Below are 18,387 nucleotides of genomic sequence, written 5' to 3'. Positions count from 1 at the left end.
TCTTTTAATTTTTATTTAAAATTTTAGCTAACTCTTTTGCATGATATGTTATTATGAGATCAGCACCTGCTCTTTTTATACTAATAATTGTTTCTTGCATAATTCTTTCATAATCAATGATACCTGCTTTTTGTCCTGCTTTTAAAAGTGCATACTCTCCACTAACATTGTAAGCACAAACAGGAAGAAGGGTTCGCTCTTTTACATCTCTTATGATATCTAAATATGCAAGAGCTGGTTTGACCATTAAAATATCAGCTCCTTGAGCCTCATCTTCTAAGCTTTCATTAATAGCTTCAAATCTATTTGCTGGATCCATTTGATAAGCTTTTCTATCTCCAAAGCTTGGAGCAGATTCTGCAACATCTCTAAACGGACCATAATAAGCGCTCGCAAATTTTGTTGAATATGCCATTATAGGCAGGTTTTCATATCCATTTTCATCTAAAACTTCTCTTAAAGAGTAGATAATACCATCCATCATTCCACTAGGAGCTATCATATCAGCGCCATTTTTTGCATGAATTAGTGCCTGTTTTTTTGAAATTTCAAGTGTTGCGTCGTTATCTATATCGTGAGAACATTGATCTATTATCCCACAATGTCCATGATCTGTATATTCACAAAAACAAAGATCTGTTATAACATATAAATTTGGAAAATCTTTTTTTATAGCCCTAAGAGTTTTGGCAATAATCCCATCATTACTTAAAGCATCACTTCCTATACTATCTTTTATACTAGGAATTCCAAAAAGGAGTATCGCTTTTATACCTAAACTCTCAACTTCCTTACACTCTTTTAAAATCTCATCTATACTCATTTGATAAACACCTGGCAATGAAGGAGTATCTTTTTTTATACCTTCGCCCTCAACTACAAAAAGTGGATATATTAAATTATTAACATTAAGTCTTGTTTCTCTAATCAAATCTCTAACATTACTATTTTTTCTAAGTCTTCTAAATCTTTTAAACATAACTAACCTCTTTAAGTTAAATAACTTATATTTTATCATAGCTCAGTTAAATAGTTTATAAAATACAGCTAAACTTTAATTTACTATTAATTTTTTCTTTTACTTAATTAGATATAATCACTACTTTAAAATGTTAGAGGAATTTAAATGAATATTGAAATCTCAAAAATAGCAAATTTGCCAACTGAATTTGGTAAATTTGAAGTTCAAGTTTTTAAAGAAAATGAAAAAGAACATCTTGTAATAACAAAAAAACCATTGCAAAAGATTGTAAATGTTAGAATTCACTCAGAATGCTTGACAGGCGATGCTATAAGTAGTTTAAAATGCGATTGTGGGGATCAGCTTAAAGCTAGTTTAAATTATATAGAAAAACATGGTGGAATGGTTTTATATCTAAGACAAGAGGGAAGAAATATAGGTCTTTTAAACAAAATAAACGCTTATAATCTCCAAGATAGCGGACTTGATACAATTGAAGCAAACCACCAACTAGGATTTAAAGCAGATGAGAGAACTTATGAGATAGTTGATTTTATCTTAAAATACTATAATATAAAGAAGATAAATTTACTTACAAATAACCCTGATAAACTAAAAAGTTTGCACTGCGTGGAGATTGTAGATAGAATTCCAATCATAATTAAACCAAATGAGTATAACCAAGGTTATTTAAAAGTAAAAGAAGAGAAGATGGGACATATGTTAAAATGAAATTTGATATTCCAGATGATTTTAATGAAAAGGTTTTAGAATTTGATGAAATATTAAAAAAATTTAATGCTATTCACAATCTTACAAATTATGATAACTTAAACCCTATTGTAAAAGATAGTATTAATGGATTAAAATATATAACAAACACTCCAACTATAGCTATAGATATAGGCAGTGGGGCTGGTTTTCCAGCTATTTTTTTAGCTATGATTTTAAAAGATTGTAAATGGCATCTTTTTGAACCTATATATAAAAAATCGTCTTTTCTTACATATGCAAAATTAAACTTAAATCTTAAAAATGTTACAATCCATAGTAGCAAAATTGAAGATGAAAAAAGTTTTAGGGCTGATTTAATAACTTCAAGGGCATTAATGCATACAAAAAGATTACTTGAAATTTGCCAAGGATACTATGATGAAAATACTGAGTTTTTACTCTATAAAGGTTCAAGTTATCAAAGTGAAATAGAGGGATTAAGTGCTAAAGTTTTTAATCATAAAACAAGAAATTATATATTATTTAAGGGAGTAAATTAATGGGAAAATTGCTAATGCTTGCTATAATTGTAGCAATAATTTATTTTTTAATACTTCCTAGGTGGAGAATTAAAGATAAAAAAGATGATAAAAATGTAGATAGTTTTGTAGAGTGTGAAAAATGTGGAACCTATATTGATGTTAAAAATGCCATTATTAGCAATAGTAGATATATTTGCGAAGACTGCATAAAGGAAAAATAGTGCAGATAATCGGACATAAATTAATAGAATTTACCAAATTTAACTCTATATTAAATATTAGATATGTTAGCCAATTTGATAATTTAATTTTTGATTTTGATGAAAATTTTGTAGAAGAGGCAAAAAAGCACAAAAAAGAATTTAGCATTATCATTGGAGATGAAACACAAGCAGTTTTATCAAATGCCTTTGGTGCAAAATATATTATTGTTAATTTAAAAAATGATTTAAATTTAGTAAAAAAAGTAGTTGAACTTGCTGAATTTTATCTTTTTGATAGTAAAATAGCTGTGATAATAGATGATGAAGATAGCGATTTAGAAAATGCTATTTTAAATAGGGTTGATTGTGCTATATACAAAAAAGCTATAAACTGTATATAGTTTTACATCTTAATTTTTTAAATTTATATAAATAATTTATCTTAGGTAATTATTAATAAATAGGAATTTAGCTACAAAAGAGATAGTAAATTTTCAAATTTCATAAATTATGGTATCAAATTCTATTAATTTTTAATATTTATCTTATATCGTATCAAAAAACTAACCATGCTTTGCTTGAAAACAAGATGTTTAATGGACATATTTACTAACTAATTTGATTAATATTTTAACAATAAAGCTTAGATTAAAATAAGATGTTAAAATTTATTGCTTATATTATGCTTTTTAAAAAACATCAACCTTAGACAATTTTAATATTTTTAAAAAATATAACTTAATTTTTCAAACCTGACCTATTTTAAAGGCACAGGTCTGTTTAATTTAATAACTATCTATGCATCTTATCTTTTGCAGTTATACCCATTAAGCTAAGACCAGTTCTTATACTCATAGCAACCACTGCAAAAACTTTCAACAAAGCATCTTCATTTGCGCTACCAACAACTTTGTTCTCATTATAAAACTTGTGAAAATTTGAACTTAAACTTTTCAAATAATCAGGTAGTTTTTGGAGTTGTCTACTATGAAAAGCATCTTCTAAAACATCATTTAAAATTAAAGCTTCAAAAAGTAAATTTTTAGCATCTTCATTTAGATTTTCAAAACTTGCATTTACAACATCTTCAAGATTTTTCTCTGCTTTTGCAAATACTTGGTGCACTCTTGCATGTGCATAATTGATATAAAAAATAGGGTTTGAACTATCCTCTGCTTTTAACTCATTAATATCAAATTCAAGTGGAGTATCACATTTTTTGCTAATAAATACAAATCTTAATGCATCACTACCAATCTCTTCAAGAACATCACTCATAAGTATAAAATTTCCAGCTCTTTTACTCATCTTGTAAGCTTCGCCATTCTTCAACAAACTAACCATCTGAGCCAAAATGACCTCTAATCTATTTTCATCATAACCTAAAAAATGTAAGCTAGCTTTAACTCTTTGGATATATCCATGATGATCAGCACCCCAAATATTTATATAATGGTCAAAATTTCTTTGAAATTTATCGTCATGATAGATTATATCTCCGGCAAGATATGCACCATTACCATCTTCTTTTACGATAACTCTATCTTTCTCATCATTTAGCTTGCTTGAGTTTAGCCAAATTTTACCATCTTTTTCATATATCCCATTAGATTTTTTTAACTTTTCTAAGATATTGTCTAGTTTAGAATAAAGACTTTTTTCACTAACCCAATTATCTATAGCAATATGAGCTAATGATAAATCATTTTTAATGACATCTATCATCTTATCTTTACCCCAAGAACTTAACTTTATTGAGTTTTTTTCATCTAAAAAAATCTCTTTACCAAACTCTTTATATGCCTCTTTTGCCAAATCTTCTATATATTCGCCCTTATAGAAATTTTCAGGATATATGGTATCTAACCCTAATATCTTTTCTCTTCCTACTAGATAAATTGATAGCCCTAAAAGTTCGATTTGATTTCCTGCATCATTTATATAATATTCAGTAGCTATATCATAGCCAACATGTATTCCTACTCTAGCTAATGTATCACCATAAACAGCCCCTCTAGTATGCCCTATATGCAAAGGTCCTGTTGGGTTTGCACTTACATATTCTAACAAAATAGAACTATTTTTATCTTCTGATTTGGCAAAATCATTTTGTGCTTTTAAATACTTAGTAGAGATTTCGTTTAAAAAACTTTCTTTAAGTCTAAAATTTATGTAGCCATTCAATGATGTTATATTAAAAACCTTACTATCTTTAAAGTCTTTAACTATATCCTCGGCTATAACTTTTGGAGATTTTTTAAGCTCTTTTGCCATAGAAAAAGCTAAGGGGGTAGCATAGTGAGCTAAGTTCTTATCCTTTGGCTTTTCTAAAACAACTTCTCTATTTAGTGTTTTAACAATTTCTTTTTGTATTATCTGTTTCAAGACTATTAAGCTTCTTTCGTTGTTTCAGAGGTTTTTGTTTCTGCTTTTTTTTCTCCCTCTTTTACATCTTCAACTTTTTTAGCCTCTACAATCTCGTCATCAGATTCCATCTCTTTTTTAAAGCTTTTTATACCTTTACCTACGCCCTTTGCAAGTTCTGGAATTTTTTTAGCTCCAAAAAGTAAAACAACAATAAGCAAAACAATTAACATTTGTTGAGCACTTGGTCCCATATCTTCTCCTTAAAAATTTTATTTAATATATCCAATCATCTATAACATTGCGTAAATTTAAATACGCTGTTTTATATTTCATTGAATTAAAAATTGACTTAAAAGCACTATAAGAGATATCTAAGTCATCATTTATTATAAGATAATCATACTCTTTTATATGCTCCATCTCGCCAACTGCATTCATAATTCTTTTTTCAATCACATCTTTGTTTTCAGTTTTTCTTGAATTTAATCTAGTCTCAAGGTCTTTTTTATTTCTTGTCGTTATAAAAACAGAGACTATATCATCTTTAAATTTTTCTTTTACTATATTGTAGCCTTGAACATCTATATCAAAAATTACAATTTTTCCTTTTTCCAACGCTTCCATAGCAGGCTTTAAAGATGTTCCATAATAATTTTTGTGAACTAATGCCCACTCCAAAAACTGCTCTTTTTCAATACCTTGCTTAAATTCATCTTCGCTTACATAATAGTAGTTAACTCCGTGTTTTTCTCCGCTTCTAATCTCTCTTGTTGTGTTAGAGATGGAAAAATATATATTCTCTTCTTCTTTCATAAGTTTTTGTATAAGTGTACTTTTTCCACTGCCACTTGGTCCAGAAACTACTAAAATCTGACCTTTGTTCACTATTTTTTATCCTTAAAAGAAATTTCAATATTTATATCTAAATCCTTTAAGGCCTCTTTTAATTTTGAACTACTTAAAGCATCTACAATAGCATCATTTAATTTGGTTTCAATTTTTTCTTTAACTTTCTCTTCTGTTGTCTCTTCTTTTTTGTCTAAATTATTTTTATCTATTTGTTTTTTAAGCTTTTTTTCCTCTTTTTTCTTCTTTTTTTTAGATAAATCTTTCTGAGTTAAGCTAAGATTGTTTTCTAACCCTTTTTTTAGCTCTTCTGCTAAAATTTCAACAGACACTTTGTCCTCTTTTTTATCGTCATCTTTTATACCAAGTTTGTCTGCTAAATCTTTATTGATATCTAAATTATCATCTTCTTTGTTGTCTTCTATAAGATCATCGAGATCTAAGTCTTTAGCAATATCTAAACTATCTTTATCTTCTTCACTAAATATATCATCATCTAGTTTAAGACTGTCCTCTTCATCTAGTTTTAACTCGTCATCTTTTATACCAAGTTTGTCTGCTAAATCTTTATTGATATCTAAATTATCATCTTCTTTGTTGTCTTCTATAAGATCATCGAGATCTAAGTCTTTAGCAATATCTAAACTATCTTTATCTTCTTCACTAAATATATCATCATCTAGTTTAAGACTGTCCTCTTCATCTAGTTTTAACTCGTCATCTTTTATACCAAGTTTGTCTGCTAAATCTTTATTGATATCTAAATTATCATCTTCTTTGTTGTCTTCTATAAGATCATCGAGATCTAAGTCTTTAGCAATATCTAAACTATCTTTATCTTCTTCACTAAATATATCATCATCTAGTTTAAGACTGTCCTCTTCATCTAGTTTTAACTCGTCATCTTTTATACCAAGTTTGTCTGCTAAATCTTTATTGATATCTAAATTATCATCTTCTTTGTTGTCTTCTATAAGATCATCGAGATCTAAGTCTTTAGCAATATCTAAACTATCTTTATCTTCTTCACTAAATATATCATCATCTAGTTTAAGACTGTCCTCTTCATCTAGTTTTAACTCGTCATCTTTTATACCAAGTTTGTCTGCTAAATCCTCCAGTGGTATGTCTTCATCTAATTCAAAATTATCAAGTTCATCTGTTTTTAAAATTTCAAAGGAGCTCTGGTCTTCATCTTCTGTTTCTTCTATGTCAAGTTTTTTTACTAGATCCTCAAGAGGCAAACTATCATCTAAATAAAAATCCTCTTCAAGGATTTTATAATCTATATTATTATCTGATTCTTTATTTTTTTCTTCTATTTTTTTATCAAATTTATCTGCTAAATCTTCTAAGGGCATAAAATCATCTATCTTTTGAGTATCCTGAAAAGAGTCATCAAGCTCATCAATTTCATTTATAATGGTATTTATCTCTTTTATACTGTCTGGTGTTTTTTCTAGCTCTAGTTTAAATTCCCTTAAAACCTCTATTAATTTTGTGGGCAAGAAAGGTTTTGAAATTTTATACCTGACTTGGGCTTCATTTAATAATTTTTTAGGCAGTATAAAAAGTGTTTTTGTTAAATCAAAATTACTAATTACATCTAAACCATCAGAATCTTTTATTATAAAATCAGCTTTACTTATATCACTAACTAAATTATAATTAAGTCTGTCACAACAAAGATCAACTATTGATAATATAGCTTGATTTTGACTATCTACAAAAATATCCATTGCCCTCTCCTTTTAGAAATCACATCTCTTTGTCAATTTTATGATATTTTCTATTAGTTATTGCTTAGTTTTTATCTATTTTAAATCAAATTTAAAGTTTTATTTTCTAGTTTATAGGTACGAGTACACTCTTTTGCTAAATTTTCATCATGAGTTACTAAAATAAGTGCTGCATTATTTTTATCTATATATTCAAAAAGAACATTCATAGCATCATTTGCTGTATTTTTATCCAAATTTCCAGTTGGTTCATCTGCAAAAATAATCTTTGGTTTTTTACTTAAAACTCTTGCTATACTAACTCGTTGTTGTTGTCCTCCACTTAGCTCACCTACTTTTTGATTTAAAATATTTTCTATATTTAATCTCTCTAATAGTAAGTTATCTATTTTTTGTTTTGTAAGAATTGTGGATAACTCTATGTTTTCTATTGCTGAAAAACCTTTAAAAAGATAGTGTGATTGGAATATTATACCAAAATGATCTTTTCTTATTTTAAGAAGCTCACTTGAGTTTAAAGAATAAATTGATTTATTATTATAAAATACTTCGCCATCATCTGGTTTTAAAAGGGTGCATAAAATGTGTAAAAAGGTGGATTTACCGCACCCACTAACTCCTGTTAACGCAACGCTTTCACGCTCGTTAACAGAAAAATTAATATCTCTAAAAAGCTCATAGTCAAAACTCTTAGTTAAACTAGTGCTTTTTAGAATTTCCATATTTATTTGCCAATTTGGGCAGCTACTTCGGCAGCGAAGTCTTCAACTTTTTTCTCTAAGCCTTCGCCTACTTCATATCTTATATAGCTTGTTATCTCTATTTTATCGCCTAAATCTTTGCTTTTTTCTTCTAAAACTTGTTCAATAGTTTTTTTATCATCCATTACATAAAATTGACCAAGAAGTGTAAGTCTTTGATCTAAAACTGTATTATCGGCTATAAATCTATCAAGCTTCCCAGGAAGTATTCTATCCCAAATTTTCTCAGGTTTGCCTTCAGCTTTAAGCTCTTCTTCTATCTCTTTTTTAGCTTGTTCTATAACTTCGTCAGTTAATTGAAGCCTACTTCCGTATTGTGGTATATGATGAAGTGTTTTTCCAAGTCTTGCTAACTCTTCATTTTCTTTTTCAAGTTCGCCTTTTAATGCCAAAACTTCACTTTTCACAAACTCAGGATCTAAGTCTTTATAGCTTATAACAGATGGTTTCATAGCTGCTGCATGCATTGCTATATTTCTTAGTAACTCAGCAACTTTTTTCTTATCAGACTTTCCACATTTAGCAGCTATAGCAACCGCTACACGACCATTTGAGTGAACATATCCATTAACTACTTCATCTTTAATTGTTGTAAATCTTCTAACTACAATATTCTCACCAATTGTTGCTATTTGAGTCTTTAAAAACTCATCAAAATTTACACCATTCATAGAACTATCATTTAAAGTATCATTATCTTTTATATTATTATTTTGAATATGGTTTACTGTATCGTTTACTAAATTTATAAATTTATCATTTTTAGCAACAAAATCTGTTTCTGAGTTTATCTCAACCAGTGAAGCTTTTGTATTTTCATCATCAATAACCAATCCAGCTAACCCTTCACTTGCAAGTCTATCAGCCTTTTTAGTTGCTTTTCCAAGACCTTTTTCTCTTAAATATTCAACTGCTTTTTCCATATCGCCATTAGTTTCAACTAATGCCTTTTTGCAGTCCATCATACCAGCTCCAGTTCTTTCGCGGAGCTCTTTAACCATTCCTGCTGTAATATCCATTATATCTCCCTACTCTTCTTCATCTTCAATTTCTTCTATCTCTTCGCTAACAGCTTCTTCAACTATCTCTTTTTTTTCTTCTTCACTTATCTCAGCAATCTCTTCGCTATCTTGGTCTCTCATAGCTTTTCCCTCATTTATAGCCTCTGCCATCTCTTGGCAAAATAACTGAATTGAACGAATTGCATCATCATTTCCTGGAATTGGATAATCAACAACATCAGGATCGCAGTTTGTATCAAGTGGTGCAACTATAGGAATGCCTAGTCTATTTGCCTCAGCAACTGCTATTTTTTCTTTTACAACATCAATTATAAACATCATGTCAGGTAGCTTTTTCATCTCTCTAATACCACCAAGATATGCTAATAATTTCTCTTTTTTTCTTCTAAGCATTAAAGCTTCTTTTTTAGTTAAAAGGTCAATTGATCCATCTTCTTCCATAGCTTCAATTACTTCGAGTTTTCTAATTGATTGTTTTATTGTGCCGTAGTTTGTAAGCATACCGCCTAGCCATCTGTGGTTAACATAAGGCATACCACATTTTTGGGCATATTCTTTTATAGTAGGACCAGCTTGTTTTTTTGTTCCGACAAAAAGCACAGTTTTACCTTCAGACGCTGCATCTCTTACTATATTATATGTATATCTAAAATATCTTATAGTTTTTTGCAAATCTATAATATAGATACCTTTTCTATCACCAAAAATGTATTTTTTCATCTTTGGATTCCATCTTCTTGTTTGGTGACCAAAATGAACACCACACTCAAGTAAATCTCTCATTGTAACCATGAGTTTCTCCTTAAAAATATTTAGTTTATTCCTCTACACACCTTAGTAAATTTGCCTAAATTTACAACTAAATTAGGATTTGTGTATGTGAAATGAATTGACAATTATATCCAAATTTCCTAAAAAAGAGCTAAATTTTCTATATCACTACTTTTAGACCTCTTAACATTACTATTATTCAAAAAACCCTTTTTTGCAAATCCTACCATCTTTTATACAAAATTCTCCCCTTGCAATTACATCATATAAATTTAGTTCATTATCAAAACTTGCAAAATCAGCATCATTGCCAACTTTTATCTCGCCTTTGTGATGTAAATTTAAAAAACTAGCAACATTTTTTGTCATTAGTGATATAGCTTTTTCAATATCTAAAATTTTATTTTTCACAATTGTTTGTAGAGTTTTTAAATTTGACTCACAACTAGCACAGCCATATCCAACTAAATTTCCATTTTCATCAAATTTTGGAACGCTTCCATTTCCATCTGAACTCATAGAAATCATATCCAATTTTAGTCCATTTTCAATACCATAAGCTATAACCTCATCAAGTGGTGCAAATTTACTTCCTCCAGTTGTAATATCTATAAATCCACCTAATTTTTGGAATTTCAAACACTCATCAAAAAGCTCTTTTGTTCTAGCACAATGTGTAGGAGAAAAATAGTTTATCGGAAATGAGAAATCTTTTAAAATTCTAAATATAAAATCAAGCTTAGTCTCAAGCCCACCCATATGTATATGTAAAATTCCACCTTTTTTTGAGATCATTCCACCAATTCTTATTTGAGCTAAAATTTTAATAATCTCTTCGTCTGTTGGATAACTACTTCTATTATCAGACATAGCTATTTTTACGCCTATTACTTTGTCAATTAAAACCAAATCTTTAGTAATACTATCTGTAAAAGTAACACTTGGTGTGGCATATGAGCCCGTATGAATAAAGGTAGAAATTCCTTCATACTCAAGTGCTTTTGCTTTTGAGTATAAATTCTCCAAACTCCTAGTGCAACCATCAGTTCCAAGCGTTCCTACAAGCGTTGTCGTTCCATATTTTGTAATATCGCTTAACTTTATCTCAGGAGTTCTAGAATGATATCCAGCCTCACCGCCACCACCTGTTATATGAACATGTTGGTCAATTAACCCAGGAGTTAAAATTCTTCCATCTAAATTATAAATTTCAAGCTCTTTTATGTTAAAATCTAAATTTTCTCCGATTGCTAATATCTTGCCACCACCAACTAAAACATCATTCATTCCCATATAAGCAGGAGCATATAAATTTGCATTTTTAAGTAATAACATTTCAAATCCTTTAAATTAAAATTTATTTTTGCATTTTAATCCAAAAAATCTTAACTATCATTTAAGCATAACAAAACCAGCAAATCTGCCTGTTTTTCCATCTTTTCTGTATGAAAAATACTCATCGCTACAATGTGTGCAAATATCTAAAAAATTAATGTTTTCGACACCCAAAGCATTTAGCTCATCAACCAAAGCACCCTTCATGTCAAATTTGCCATTTTGCTTATACTTGTTAAACTCGTTTAAATCCAAAGCTCCAACTTCATAACATCTAGGCTGTATAAAAGGACCAACATAGATGTAAACATTTTTTACACTAAACTCGCTTTGCATTAAATTTAAAGTCTTAGAAGCTAAGTTTTTTACTATTCCTACTCTTCCACAATGTGCTACACCTGTACATCTTTTTTCACTATCTACAAAAATTACAGGCACACAATCAGCTACCATAACACAAAGTGCTACATCTTTTAAATTTGTAATTACTGCATCACATTGGTTTAAAATTTGATTTTGTAATCTTAAAATTTCTACCTTATCACTATGGATTTGTTCCATAAAAATTAGTTTTTTAACGCCTAAACTATTTTTTAAAATTTCTCTATTTTTTAAAACCTTATCTTTATCATCTCCAACATGCAAAGCTAAATTTAAAGAACTAAACTCGCCTTTACTAACTCCACCAAATTTATTTGTGAACCCAGCTACACAATTCTCATCATCTAATACAAACTTGATATCAGCTCCACTTTTTCCCAAGTAAGCTCCTTTTTACACTCAATCAGTCTTGCTACATATCTAGCAAGTAAATCAGTTTCGATATTTACTCTTCTGTTTACTCTATACTCTCCAAAAAGAGTGTCTTTAAGAGTTAAAGGTATAATGCTTATTCTAATTCCATTTTGTAAAATTTCACTAATAGTTAGGCTCACACCATCAACACAAATACTACCCTTATTTGCCACTAAATGCATAAGTTTTTTTGGAAGTTCTATGAAAAAATCGCTACCACTTTCTTTTTTTTCTATTTTATAAATCACTCCAATTCCATCAATATGTCCTTGAACTAAATGCCCATCAATTCTATCTCCAATTCGCATAGCTGGCTCAATATGAACTTTGTCTTTATAGTTTTCAATTGCTAAAACACTCCTGCTTTCACTACTAAGTTCAACGCTAAAACCATCATTAAAAAGCTTAGTTACACTAAGACAAGCACCATTTATAGATACACTATCGCCTAAATTTGGTTTATATTTTGCTTTAATTTTTAAAACATTTCCACTAAATTCTTTTACTTCTGCAAATTCTTTTATAAGCCCATTAAACATTTTTTCCCTTTTTATATATGAAATCCGCAATCTTTTATCATACTCTTATCAGACTCAATACTATCGCCTGTTGTTGTTAAAAAATCCCCTGTTAATGCTGCATTGATTCCTGACTTTAAAGCTTTTTTAACACTTTTTCCTAAATTTTTACGCCCGCCTGCAAATCTTAAAAAAACATTTGGCAATATAAATCTATATATTGCAATCGATCTTAAAATTTCCTCATTATCTAACAAAGGATTATTTTGAAATGGTGTTCCTTTAATTGGTGTTAAAATATTAATAGGCACAGAACTTACACCAAGCTCTCTTAATTCAATTGCCATATCAATTCTATCTTCAATGCTCTCGCCTAAGCCAAATATACCACCACTACACACATCAAGCCCAGCCTCAAAGGCTGCTTTTATTGTATTAATTCTATCATCATAAGTGTGAGTTGTGCAAATTTTAGGATAAAACCTGCGTGAGCTTTCAAGATTGTGATGATATGTTCTTACCCCTGATTCTTTTAATTTTAAAAGATCTTTTTTATCTGCCATACCAAAAGAAGCACAAAGATGTAAAGAAGTTTTATCTTGTAAATTTTCATAAATTTCTCTAATTTTATCTATATCTTTTTTATGAGAGTTTAGATCTTTACCACTTGCAACTAGCGAAAACCTATGTGCTTCTTGCTTTTCATTATATTTTGCAGTTTCTAAAATTTCAGAGATATCTTTAAAAGGGTAAACTTCACAACCTGTTTTATAATGAGCTGATTGAGCACAGAATTTACAATCTTGCGAACATTTTCCTGATTTTACATTTATAATTGTGCAAAGATTAAACTCATCACCACAAAAAGCCTCTCTTATCTCATTTGCAGCGTTTAAAAGATTATCTAAATTTATACTATTTACAATCTTTAAAGCCTCAATTTTATCTATTTTCTCGCCATTTAACACTTTGTTTTTTGCTAAATTTATTAAATTATCCAAATTTTTCCTTTATTTATAGAAATTGTTATAAAATTATATTAAATTTATAACTACATTTTATGATTTTAAAATTTAATTTTAGATAAAATGAGAACTTTTACTTTTAAGGACGATATAAAATGAATTATGATGTAATAGTTATTGGTGGTGGGCATGCAGGTATTGAAGCATGTATGGCTGCAGCAAAAATGGGTAAAAAAACACTTCTTATTACAATTTTAGCTGAACAAATTGGAGCAACTAGTTGTAACCCTGCAATAGGCGGGCTTGCAAAGGGTCATTTAGTAAAAGAAATTGACGCTCTTGGTGGAGTGATGGCAAAAGCAACTGATGAGTGCGGAATTCAATTTCGTGTTTTAAATGAAAGTAAAGGTCCTGCAGTAAGGGGAAGTAGAGCTCAAATAGATATGGATAAATATAGAATTTATATGCGAAATTTACTATTAAAAACTGATAATTTAGATGTTTCTCAAGAAATTGCTACTGAATTATTAGTAAAAAATGGTGAAATTTATGGAGTTAAAACTCAACTTAATAGCACTTACTATACCAATAAAATTATAATTACAACAGGAACTTTTTTAAATGGACTAGTGCATGTTGGGAAATCTAAATTTGAAGCAGGTAGAGTTGGAGAGCTTAGCTCTAAATCTCTTTCATCTTCACTTAAAAATTTAGGTTTAAGTTTAGGAAGGCTTAAAACTGGAACTTGTCCTAGAGTTTTAGCTTCAAGCATTGATTTTTCTGAACTTGAAATTCAAGATGGCGATAAAAATCCAAAACCATTTAGTTTGCAAACTAAAAATTTTAACCCAACACAACTACCTTGCTATATAACATACACAAATGAGACAACTCATCAAATTATAAGAAATAATTTTGGTGTTGCTCCAATCTTTACAGGGCAAATAGAAGGAATTGGTCCAAGATATTGTCCTAGTATCGAAGATAAAATAAATAGATTTAGTGATAAGCCAAGACATCACCTTTTTATAGAGCCACAAACTAAAGATGCGACAGAATACTATATAAATGGGCTTTCATCATCACTTCCTTATGAAGTCCAAAATCAAATGCTAAAAACAATAAAAGGTTTTGAAAATGCAAAAATAGTTCGTCATGGATATGCTATTGAGTATGACTATGTTGATCCAACTGAACTTAAACACACACTTGAAACAAAAAAGATAAAAGGTCTTTATCTAGCAGGTCAGATAAATGGCACAACAGGATATGAAGAGGCAGCTGCACAAGGTCTTATGGCAAGTATAAATGCTGTTTTATCTCTTGAAAATAAAGATCCTTTTATTTTAAGAAGAGATGAAGCTTATATAGGTGTTTTGATAGATGATTTAGTTACAAAAGGAACAAAAGAACCATATAGAATGTTTACAAGTAGAGCTGAATATAGACTTCTACTAAGAGAGGATAATGCACATTTAAGACTTGCAAAATATGGTAAAAAACTCGGGCTTTTAAATGATGAAATTTATAATAGATCACAACTTATAAAAGAAAATGTAAAAAAAGGTATGGATATACTTACAACAACAGAGCTCACTCCATCAAAAGAGAATTTAGAATTTTTAAAAAGCATTGATGAGGAACCTATAACAAATAATATATCTTTGCAAAAAATTGTCGCACGAAAAAGCTTCAATGGGCAAAATCTAAAATCATTAAATCCATTTTTTAAAAATTTAGACGATGAGAGTATAGAACAAATTTTAATAGAGGCAAAATACTATTTTTACATAAAAACACAAAAAGCAGAAGTTATTAAGATGAAAGATATGATGAATATTAAAATTCCAGCAGATATGGATTTTTCTATAATTTCAGGATTAAGCAAAGAGGTAGTTGAAAAATTAAAAAAGTTCAATCCACCAACACTTTTTGCAGCAAGTGAAATTTCAGGAATTACTCCTGCTGCAATTGATCTTATTCATATTTATATAAAAATAAATGAAAAAAATAAAATAAACAAGCGCTAAATTAAGATTATTTGAATTTATTAAGATAACTTTGTTATAAATGAGTATTTTGCTAAATGAATCCTTTATTTAATTTAGCAAAATAGAAATTTTAAGTAAATACCAAACAATTATAATATTTTTGCTATATTTAAGATTGCATAACCAAACACTCTAAGCTAAAATTTTTTTAGCTTAGACATTGCAATTATGATATTTTTTACTTAACTTATAATAGCAAATGGAGGTTTTGTTTATTAATATAACAAATTTAAACCTTAAAATAGCAAATTTAAGATTGACTATGTTGTATAATCATTCTGAGGCTTTATTTCATCATTTTAACTTACAAAAAATTTGTTATCTTATCCTTCAAAAATCTTATTATAGAAAAATTTTATTAAATCTATGAATTTTGCAATTTGTATTTATTTATAGAATCATAGATTAATACTACAAAAATACTAAACATAAATCCCGTAATTAAAGAAATAGCTATAATTAATTTCTTTTTAGGTTTTTCAGGGTTTTTTGAGATAACTATATCAGAGACTATTGATGTGTTTTTATAACTATATGATTTAAGCGCAAGTTCAATGATAGATCTTTGGTCTAAAAGTTTATTTAACTCTATAGTTTTTAAATTATTTAGTTCTCTTTCCAAAGCTATTAAGTCTGTATTTAAAATTTTATCTTTATTTTCTTCAAGATTTACTAAATCTATATTTATAAGCTTATCTAATTTATCTTCAAGAGCTGGTTTTGTTTGTGATATAAGAATATTTTTTTGCTCTTCAAGCGCTATAAGTGATTTTTTATTTGATGAAATTTGAGAATAGATATATGTTTTTTGTGAGAGTAAAAACATTCTATCATCTCTTGAAATGTTCTTTTCATTTTTTTTAATCACTTCTAAATCTTTATTATACTCTTGTGTATCATTATTTAAATTTTCTATTTTAATCTCAATGGACGGCAGAAGTATCTTATCTACCTTATCTATATTTCTTTGTGTTGCTGGAATAATTGTTTTTTCAAAATACTCTATTTGTCTATCAAGTCTTGGAATAGTCATATTTTTTATTATATCTATTTTCTCTTTTAGTGCAATGGTTTTAGTATTTTGTAAATAGTCTATTTGTCTATCAATATTAGATAATTCAACATTTTTTTTACTAAGATATCCGTTTAATAGATTCTTATGCTCATTTGAAACATCTAAAACTATATTTTTTATTATATTAATAGCATGCTCATTGCTTTTTCCTAAAACATCTACTTTAAAAAAGCTAGGTTTTCCCTTAATTTCACTTATGTTTTTAACAATTTCGTTTCTGTCTTCTATCTCTTTTAACAAATCAATATATTTAACTTTCAATTTTTCAACTACATCATTAGTATTTGCCAAAGGAATCTCTTTTTCGCCATCTTTATAATATCCTACTTCAACTAAAGCAGTTGCTTTATACCAAGGAGTAACTACAAAAGAATAAATCAAACCAATAATAACAAATCCTAAAGTTATAAGCAGTATTTTTATCCTATATGCCCATAAAGTTTTAAAAACTTCAAAAAGATCAATTTCATCATCTTTGTAAATTTCATTTGTATTCAAATTTTAAATCCTTAATAGTTATTTCATTAGATAATTTATTTTAAAACTAGGAGTAATTATATCTAAAAAATATCAAATTTTAATAGCGCATAGACGAATATTATAATTAAACCCAAAAAGCATTCCAACTAATTGAGTTTAAAAATTTTAATAGCTGTAATAATTAAACCCCATTCATTTGGGGTTTAATTTACTACTCTTCTAATTTAGACCAAATTTTCTTTTTCCAAAGACCTGCGAAAATAGCTAAAATTACAAAATATATCATTATATATATAGATGTTTTCTCTCTTTCAGCCTTTTTGCTATCCCCTACAGTTTCCATATAAGCTATAACTTTTTCTTCAGAAGCTTTATTTAGCCCTACTCTTGGCATAGCAGTGCCCGGAAGCATTTTTTGCGTATCGTTTATAAAGTTATGTAGATAATCTTTGCTTTTTGATCTTATTATCATAGATAAATCTGGTGGTGTAGAACCCATAAACTCAGCTACAGAAATTTTATTACCGTCTGTATAAAGATTGTCATATTTTATATCGTGACATCTTTGACATGCATCCACAAAAATTTCTTTACCACTTACCTCTTTAGGTGCTATTGATTTTAAGTAAGCAACTATATCTGAAACTTCTTGATCTATATCTCCACCTGCACCAAAAAATCCCGGCATTGGATATGGATTTTCATCATCAAATTTATGCCCCAACTTTTGTGCCATAACCGGATCTTTTATAAGTGCAGCAAGAAATTTTTCATCAAATATAGCTCCTGCTCTACTTAAATCAGGTGGGTTAGTTCCATATGTCTCACTTGAAGCCATAGCGTCCATAGGAGCGTCCATACCCTGAGATTTTACAGCATGGCAACCTATACATCCTGCCATCATAAATGTTTCAGCGCCAGCAGTCGCATCTCCTTTTGAAAGATCTATTTTATTGATATCTTTCCAAAAACTATCAAATTTTTCTTTTGAGCTTTTAGCTGTTTCAAATTCTATTTTAGCACTCTTTATAATGTCCTCATTGCCTGTTTTCATTGCAGCTTCTAAGGTTTTTTGAGATTTTTCTATATTTGTATTTGCTAAAGATATATCCTCAGCTGCAAAATCATAATTTGCAGGTTCAACATGAGGGTGCAACTTTGTATGCGCAAAAGGCTCAACTCCTATATAAAGAATAGCTATAAAAAAGATAACTACTAATAATGTTTTTAATTCTTTCATTG

General features: G+C 28.8%; 19 protein-coding genes. 5 read left to right on the top strand and 14 right to left on the bottom strand.

Translation table 11 applies throughout. The features are described from left to right. Positions 1-4: 4 nt before the first annotated feature. Positions 5-979 (bottom strand): porphobilinogen synthase, encoded by a 975-nt coding sequence (hemB, locus tag CBLAS_RS02140; RefSeq protein WP_106871552.1) that lies wholly within the window; start codon positions 977-979, stop codon positions 5-7. 147 nt (positions 980-1,126) lie between these two features. Here hemB and ribA point away from each other — a divergent pair, with 147 nt between their 5' ends. Genes ribA through CBLAS_RS02120 form a run of 4 tightly spaced genes read left to right on the top strand, consistent with a single transcriptional unit; the run spans position 1,127 to position 2,821 of the window. Beyond that, the gene (ribA, locus tag CBLAS_RS02135; protein WP_106871554.1) at positions 1,127-1,693 is read left to right on the top strand and encodes a GTP cyclohydrolase II; all 567 of its coding nucleotides are present in this window, start codon (positions 1,127-1,129) and stop codon (positions 1,691-1,693) included. Then, a complete protein-coding gene (gene rsmG / locus CBLAS_RS02130) occupies positions 1,690-2,235 on the top strand; it encodes a 16S rRNA (guanine(527)-N(7))-methyltransferase RsmG (RefSeq protein WP_106871556.1) in 546 nt (181 codons plus the stop codon). Before ribA ends, rsmG begins: the two co-directional genes overlap by 4 nt. Further along, positions 2,235-2,438 (top strand): PP0621 family protein, encoded by a 204-nt coding sequence (locus tag CBLAS_RS02125; protein WP_106871558.1) that lies wholly within the window; start codon positions 2,235-2,237, stop codon positions 2,436-2,438. The genes rsmG and CBLAS_RS02125 overlap by 1 nt, the downstream gene beginning before the upstream one ends. Next, the gene (locus CBLAS_RS02120; protein ID WP_106871560.1) at positions 2,438-2,821 is read left to right on the top strand and encodes a hypothetical protein; all 384 of its coding nucleotides are present in this window, start codon (positions 2,438-2,440) and stop codon (positions 2,819-2,821) included. Before CBLAS_RS02125 ends, CBLAS_RS02120 begins: the two co-directional genes overlap by 1 nt. Positions 2,822-3,212: 391 nt before the next feature. Here the strand turns inward: CBLAS_RS02120 and argS are convergent, their stop codons facing one another. The 11 genes from argS to bioB form a co-directional block, all read right to left on the bottom strand. Further along, positions 3,213-4,805, bottom strand: coding sequence for an arginine--tRNA ligase (gene argS, locus CBLAS_RS02115; protein WP_106871562.1), 1,593 nt, complete (start codon positions 4,803-4,805; stop codon positions 3,213-3,215). A gap of 5 nt (positions 4,806-4,810) precedes the next feature. Beyond that, entirely contained in the window at positions 4,811-5,038 is a 228-nt protein-coding gene (gene tatA, locus CBLAS_RS02110) for a twin-arginine translocase TatA/TatE family subunit (RefSeq protein WP_106871564.1), read from the bottom strand. 22 nt (positions 5,039-5,060) lie between these two features. After that, positions 5,061-5,672: a guanylate kinase gene (gene gmk, locus CBLAS_RS02105; protein WP_420912993.1), complete on the bottom strand. Its 612-nt coding sequence runs from the start codon at positions 5,670-5,672 to the stop codon at positions 5,061-5,063. Beyond that, positions 5,672-7,372 (bottom strand): hypothetical protein, encoded by a 1,701-nt coding sequence (locus CBLAS_RS02100; RefSeq protein WP_172658166.1) that lies wholly within the window; start codon positions 7,370-7,372, stop codon positions 5,672-5,674. Before CBLAS_RS02100 ends, gmk begins: the two co-directional genes overlap by 1 nt. An 80-nt stretch (positions 7,373-7,452) precedes the next feature. Next, positions 7,453-8,094: an ABC transporter ATP-binding protein gene (locus CBLAS_RS02095; protein ID WP_106871570.1), complete on the bottom strand. Its 642-nt coding sequence runs from the start codon at positions 8,092-8,094 to the stop codon at positions 7,453-7,455. 2 nt (positions 8,095-8,096) lie between these two features. Further along, on the bottom strand, positions 8,097-9,152 hold the full coding sequence (tsf, locus tag CBLAS_RS02090; protein WP_106871572.1) for a translation elongation factor Ts: 1,056 nt from the start codon (positions 9,150-9,152) through the stop codon (positions 8,097-8,099). A 9-nt stretch (positions 9,153-9,161) separates the two neighbouring features. Beyond that, positions 9,162-9,947 (bottom strand): 30S ribosomal protein S2, encoded by a 786-nt coding sequence (gene rpsB, locus CBLAS_RS02085; RefSeq protein ID WP_106871574.1) that lies wholly within the window; start codon positions 9,945-9,947, stop codon positions 9,162-9,164. Positions 9,948-10,121: 174 nt separating this feature from the next. Next, positions 10,122-11,261 (bottom strand): beta-aspartyl-peptidase, encoded by a 1,140-nt coding sequence (gene iadA, locus CBLAS_RS02080; RefSeq protein WP_106871576.1) that lies wholly within the window; start codon positions 11,259-11,261, stop codon positions 10,122-10,124. A 57-nt stretch (positions 11,262-11,318) separates the two neighbouring features. After that, on the bottom strand, positions 11,319-12,023 hold the full coding sequence (gene pgeF, locus CBLAS_RS02075; protein WP_172658165.1) for a peptidoglycan editing factor PgeF: 705 nt from the start codon (positions 12,021-12,023) through the stop codon (positions 11,319-11,321). Then, positions 11,987-12,595 carry a riboflavin synthase gene (locus CBLAS_RS02070; protein WP_106871578.1) on the bottom strand — a complete coding sequence of 203 codons (609 nt, stop codon included), beginning with the start codon at positions 12,593-12,595 and terminating at the stop codon, positions 11,987-11,989. Before CBLAS_RS02070 ends, pgeF begins: the two co-directional genes overlap by 37 nt. 11 nt (positions 12,596-12,606) lie before the next feature. Then, complete coding sequence (gene bioB, locus CBLAS_RS02065; protein WP_106871580.1) at positions 12,607-13,575, bottom strand: biotin synthase BioB; 969 nt, start codon at positions 13,573-13,575, stop codon at positions 12,607-12,609. Positions 13,576-13,694: 119 nt separating this feature from the next. Here bioB and mnmG point away from each other — a divergent pair, with 119 nt between their 5' ends. After that, a complete protein-coding gene (mnmG, locus tag CBLAS_RS02060; RefSeq protein ID WP_106871582.1) occupies positions 13,695-15,569 on the top strand; it encodes a tRNA uridine-5-carboxymethylaminomethyl(34) synthesis enzyme MnmG in 1,875 nt (624 codons plus the stop codon). Between the two features lie 385 nt (positions 15,570-15,954). Here the strand turns inward: mnmG and CBLAS_RS02055 are convergent, their stop codons facing one another. Together CBLAS_RS02055 and CBLAS_RS02050 are read right to left on the bottom strand one after the other, a co-directional pair. Then, entirely contained in the window at positions 15,955-17,163 is a 1,209-nt protein-coding gene (locus CBLAS_RS02055; protein WP_106871583.1) for a Wzz/FepE/Etk N-terminal domain-containing protein, read from the bottom strand. A 193-nt stretch (positions 17,164-17,356) separates the two neighbouring features. Beyond that, complete coding sequence (locus tag CBLAS_RS02050; protein WP_106871585.1) at positions 17,357-18,385, bottom strand: c-type cytochrome; 1,029 nt, start codon at positions 18,383-18,385, stop codon at positions 17,357-17,359. Between the last annotated feature and the right edge of the window lie 2 nt (positions 18,386-18,387).

Source organism: Campylobacter blaseri (assembly GCF_013201895.1).
GTDB lineage: Bacteria > Campylobacterota > Campylobacteria > Campylobacterales > Campylobacteraceae > Campylobacter_B > Campylobacter_B blaseri.
This window is presented reverse-complemented; position numbering and strand designations above follow the sequence as displayed.

What these genes read in the sequence shown, in the direction of transcription:
- CBLAS_RS02070 (WP_106871578.1), bottom strand. Translation starts at nt 12,595, where the DNA reads ATGTTTAATGGGCTTATAAAAGAATTTGCAGAAGTAAAAGAATTTAGT.
- hemB (WP_106871552.1), bottom strand. Translation starts at nt 979, where the DNA reads ATGTTTAAAAGATTTAGAAGACTTAGAAAAAATAGTAATGTTAGAGAT.
- tsf (WP_106871572.1), bottom strand. Translation starts at nt 9,152, where the DNA reads ATGGATATTACAGCAGGAATGGTTAAAGAGCTCCGCGAAAGAACTGGA.
- rsmG (WP_106871556.1), top strand. Translation starts at nt 1,690, where the DNA reads ATGAAATTTGATATTCCAGATGATTTTAATGAAAAGGTTTTAGAATTT.
- ribA (WP_106871554.1), top strand. Translation starts at nt 1,127, where the DNA reads ATGAATATTGAAATCTCAAAAATAGCAAATTTGCCAACTGAATTTGGT.
- CBLAS_RS02050 (WP_106871585.1), bottom strand. Translation starts at nt 18,385, where the DNA reads ATGAAAGAATTAAAAACATTATTAGTAGTTATCTTTTTTATAGCTATT.
- CBLAS_RS02125 (WP_106871558.1), top strand. Translation starts at nt 2,235, where the DNA reads ATGGGAAAATTGCTAATGCTTGCTATAATTGTAGCAATAATTTATTTT.
- tatA (WP_106871564.1), bottom strand. Translation starts at nt 5,038, where the DNA reads ATGGGACCAAGTGCTCAACAAATGTTAATTGTTTTGCTTATTGTTGTT.
- rpsB (WP_106871574.1), bottom strand. Translation starts at nt 9,947, where the DNA reads ATGGTTACAATGAGAGATTTACTTGAGTGTGGTGTTCATTTTGGTCAC.
- CBLAS_RS02100 (WP_172658166.1), bottom strand. Translation starts at nt 7,372, where the DNA reads ATGGATATTTTTGTAGATAGTCAAAATCAAGCTATATTATCAATAGTT.
- mnmG (WP_106871582.1), top strand. Translation starts at nt 13,695, where the DNA reads ATGAATTATGATGTAATAGTTATTGGTGGTGGGCATGCAGGTATTGAA.
- CBLAS_RS02095 (WP_106871570.1), bottom strand. Translation starts at nt 8,094, where the DNA reads ATGGAAATTCTAAAAAGCACTAGTTTAACTAAGAGTTTTGACTATGAG.
- iadA (WP_106871576.1), bottom strand. Translation starts at nt 11,261, where the DNA reads ATGTTATTACTTAAAAATGCAAATTTATATGCTCCTGCTTATATGGGA.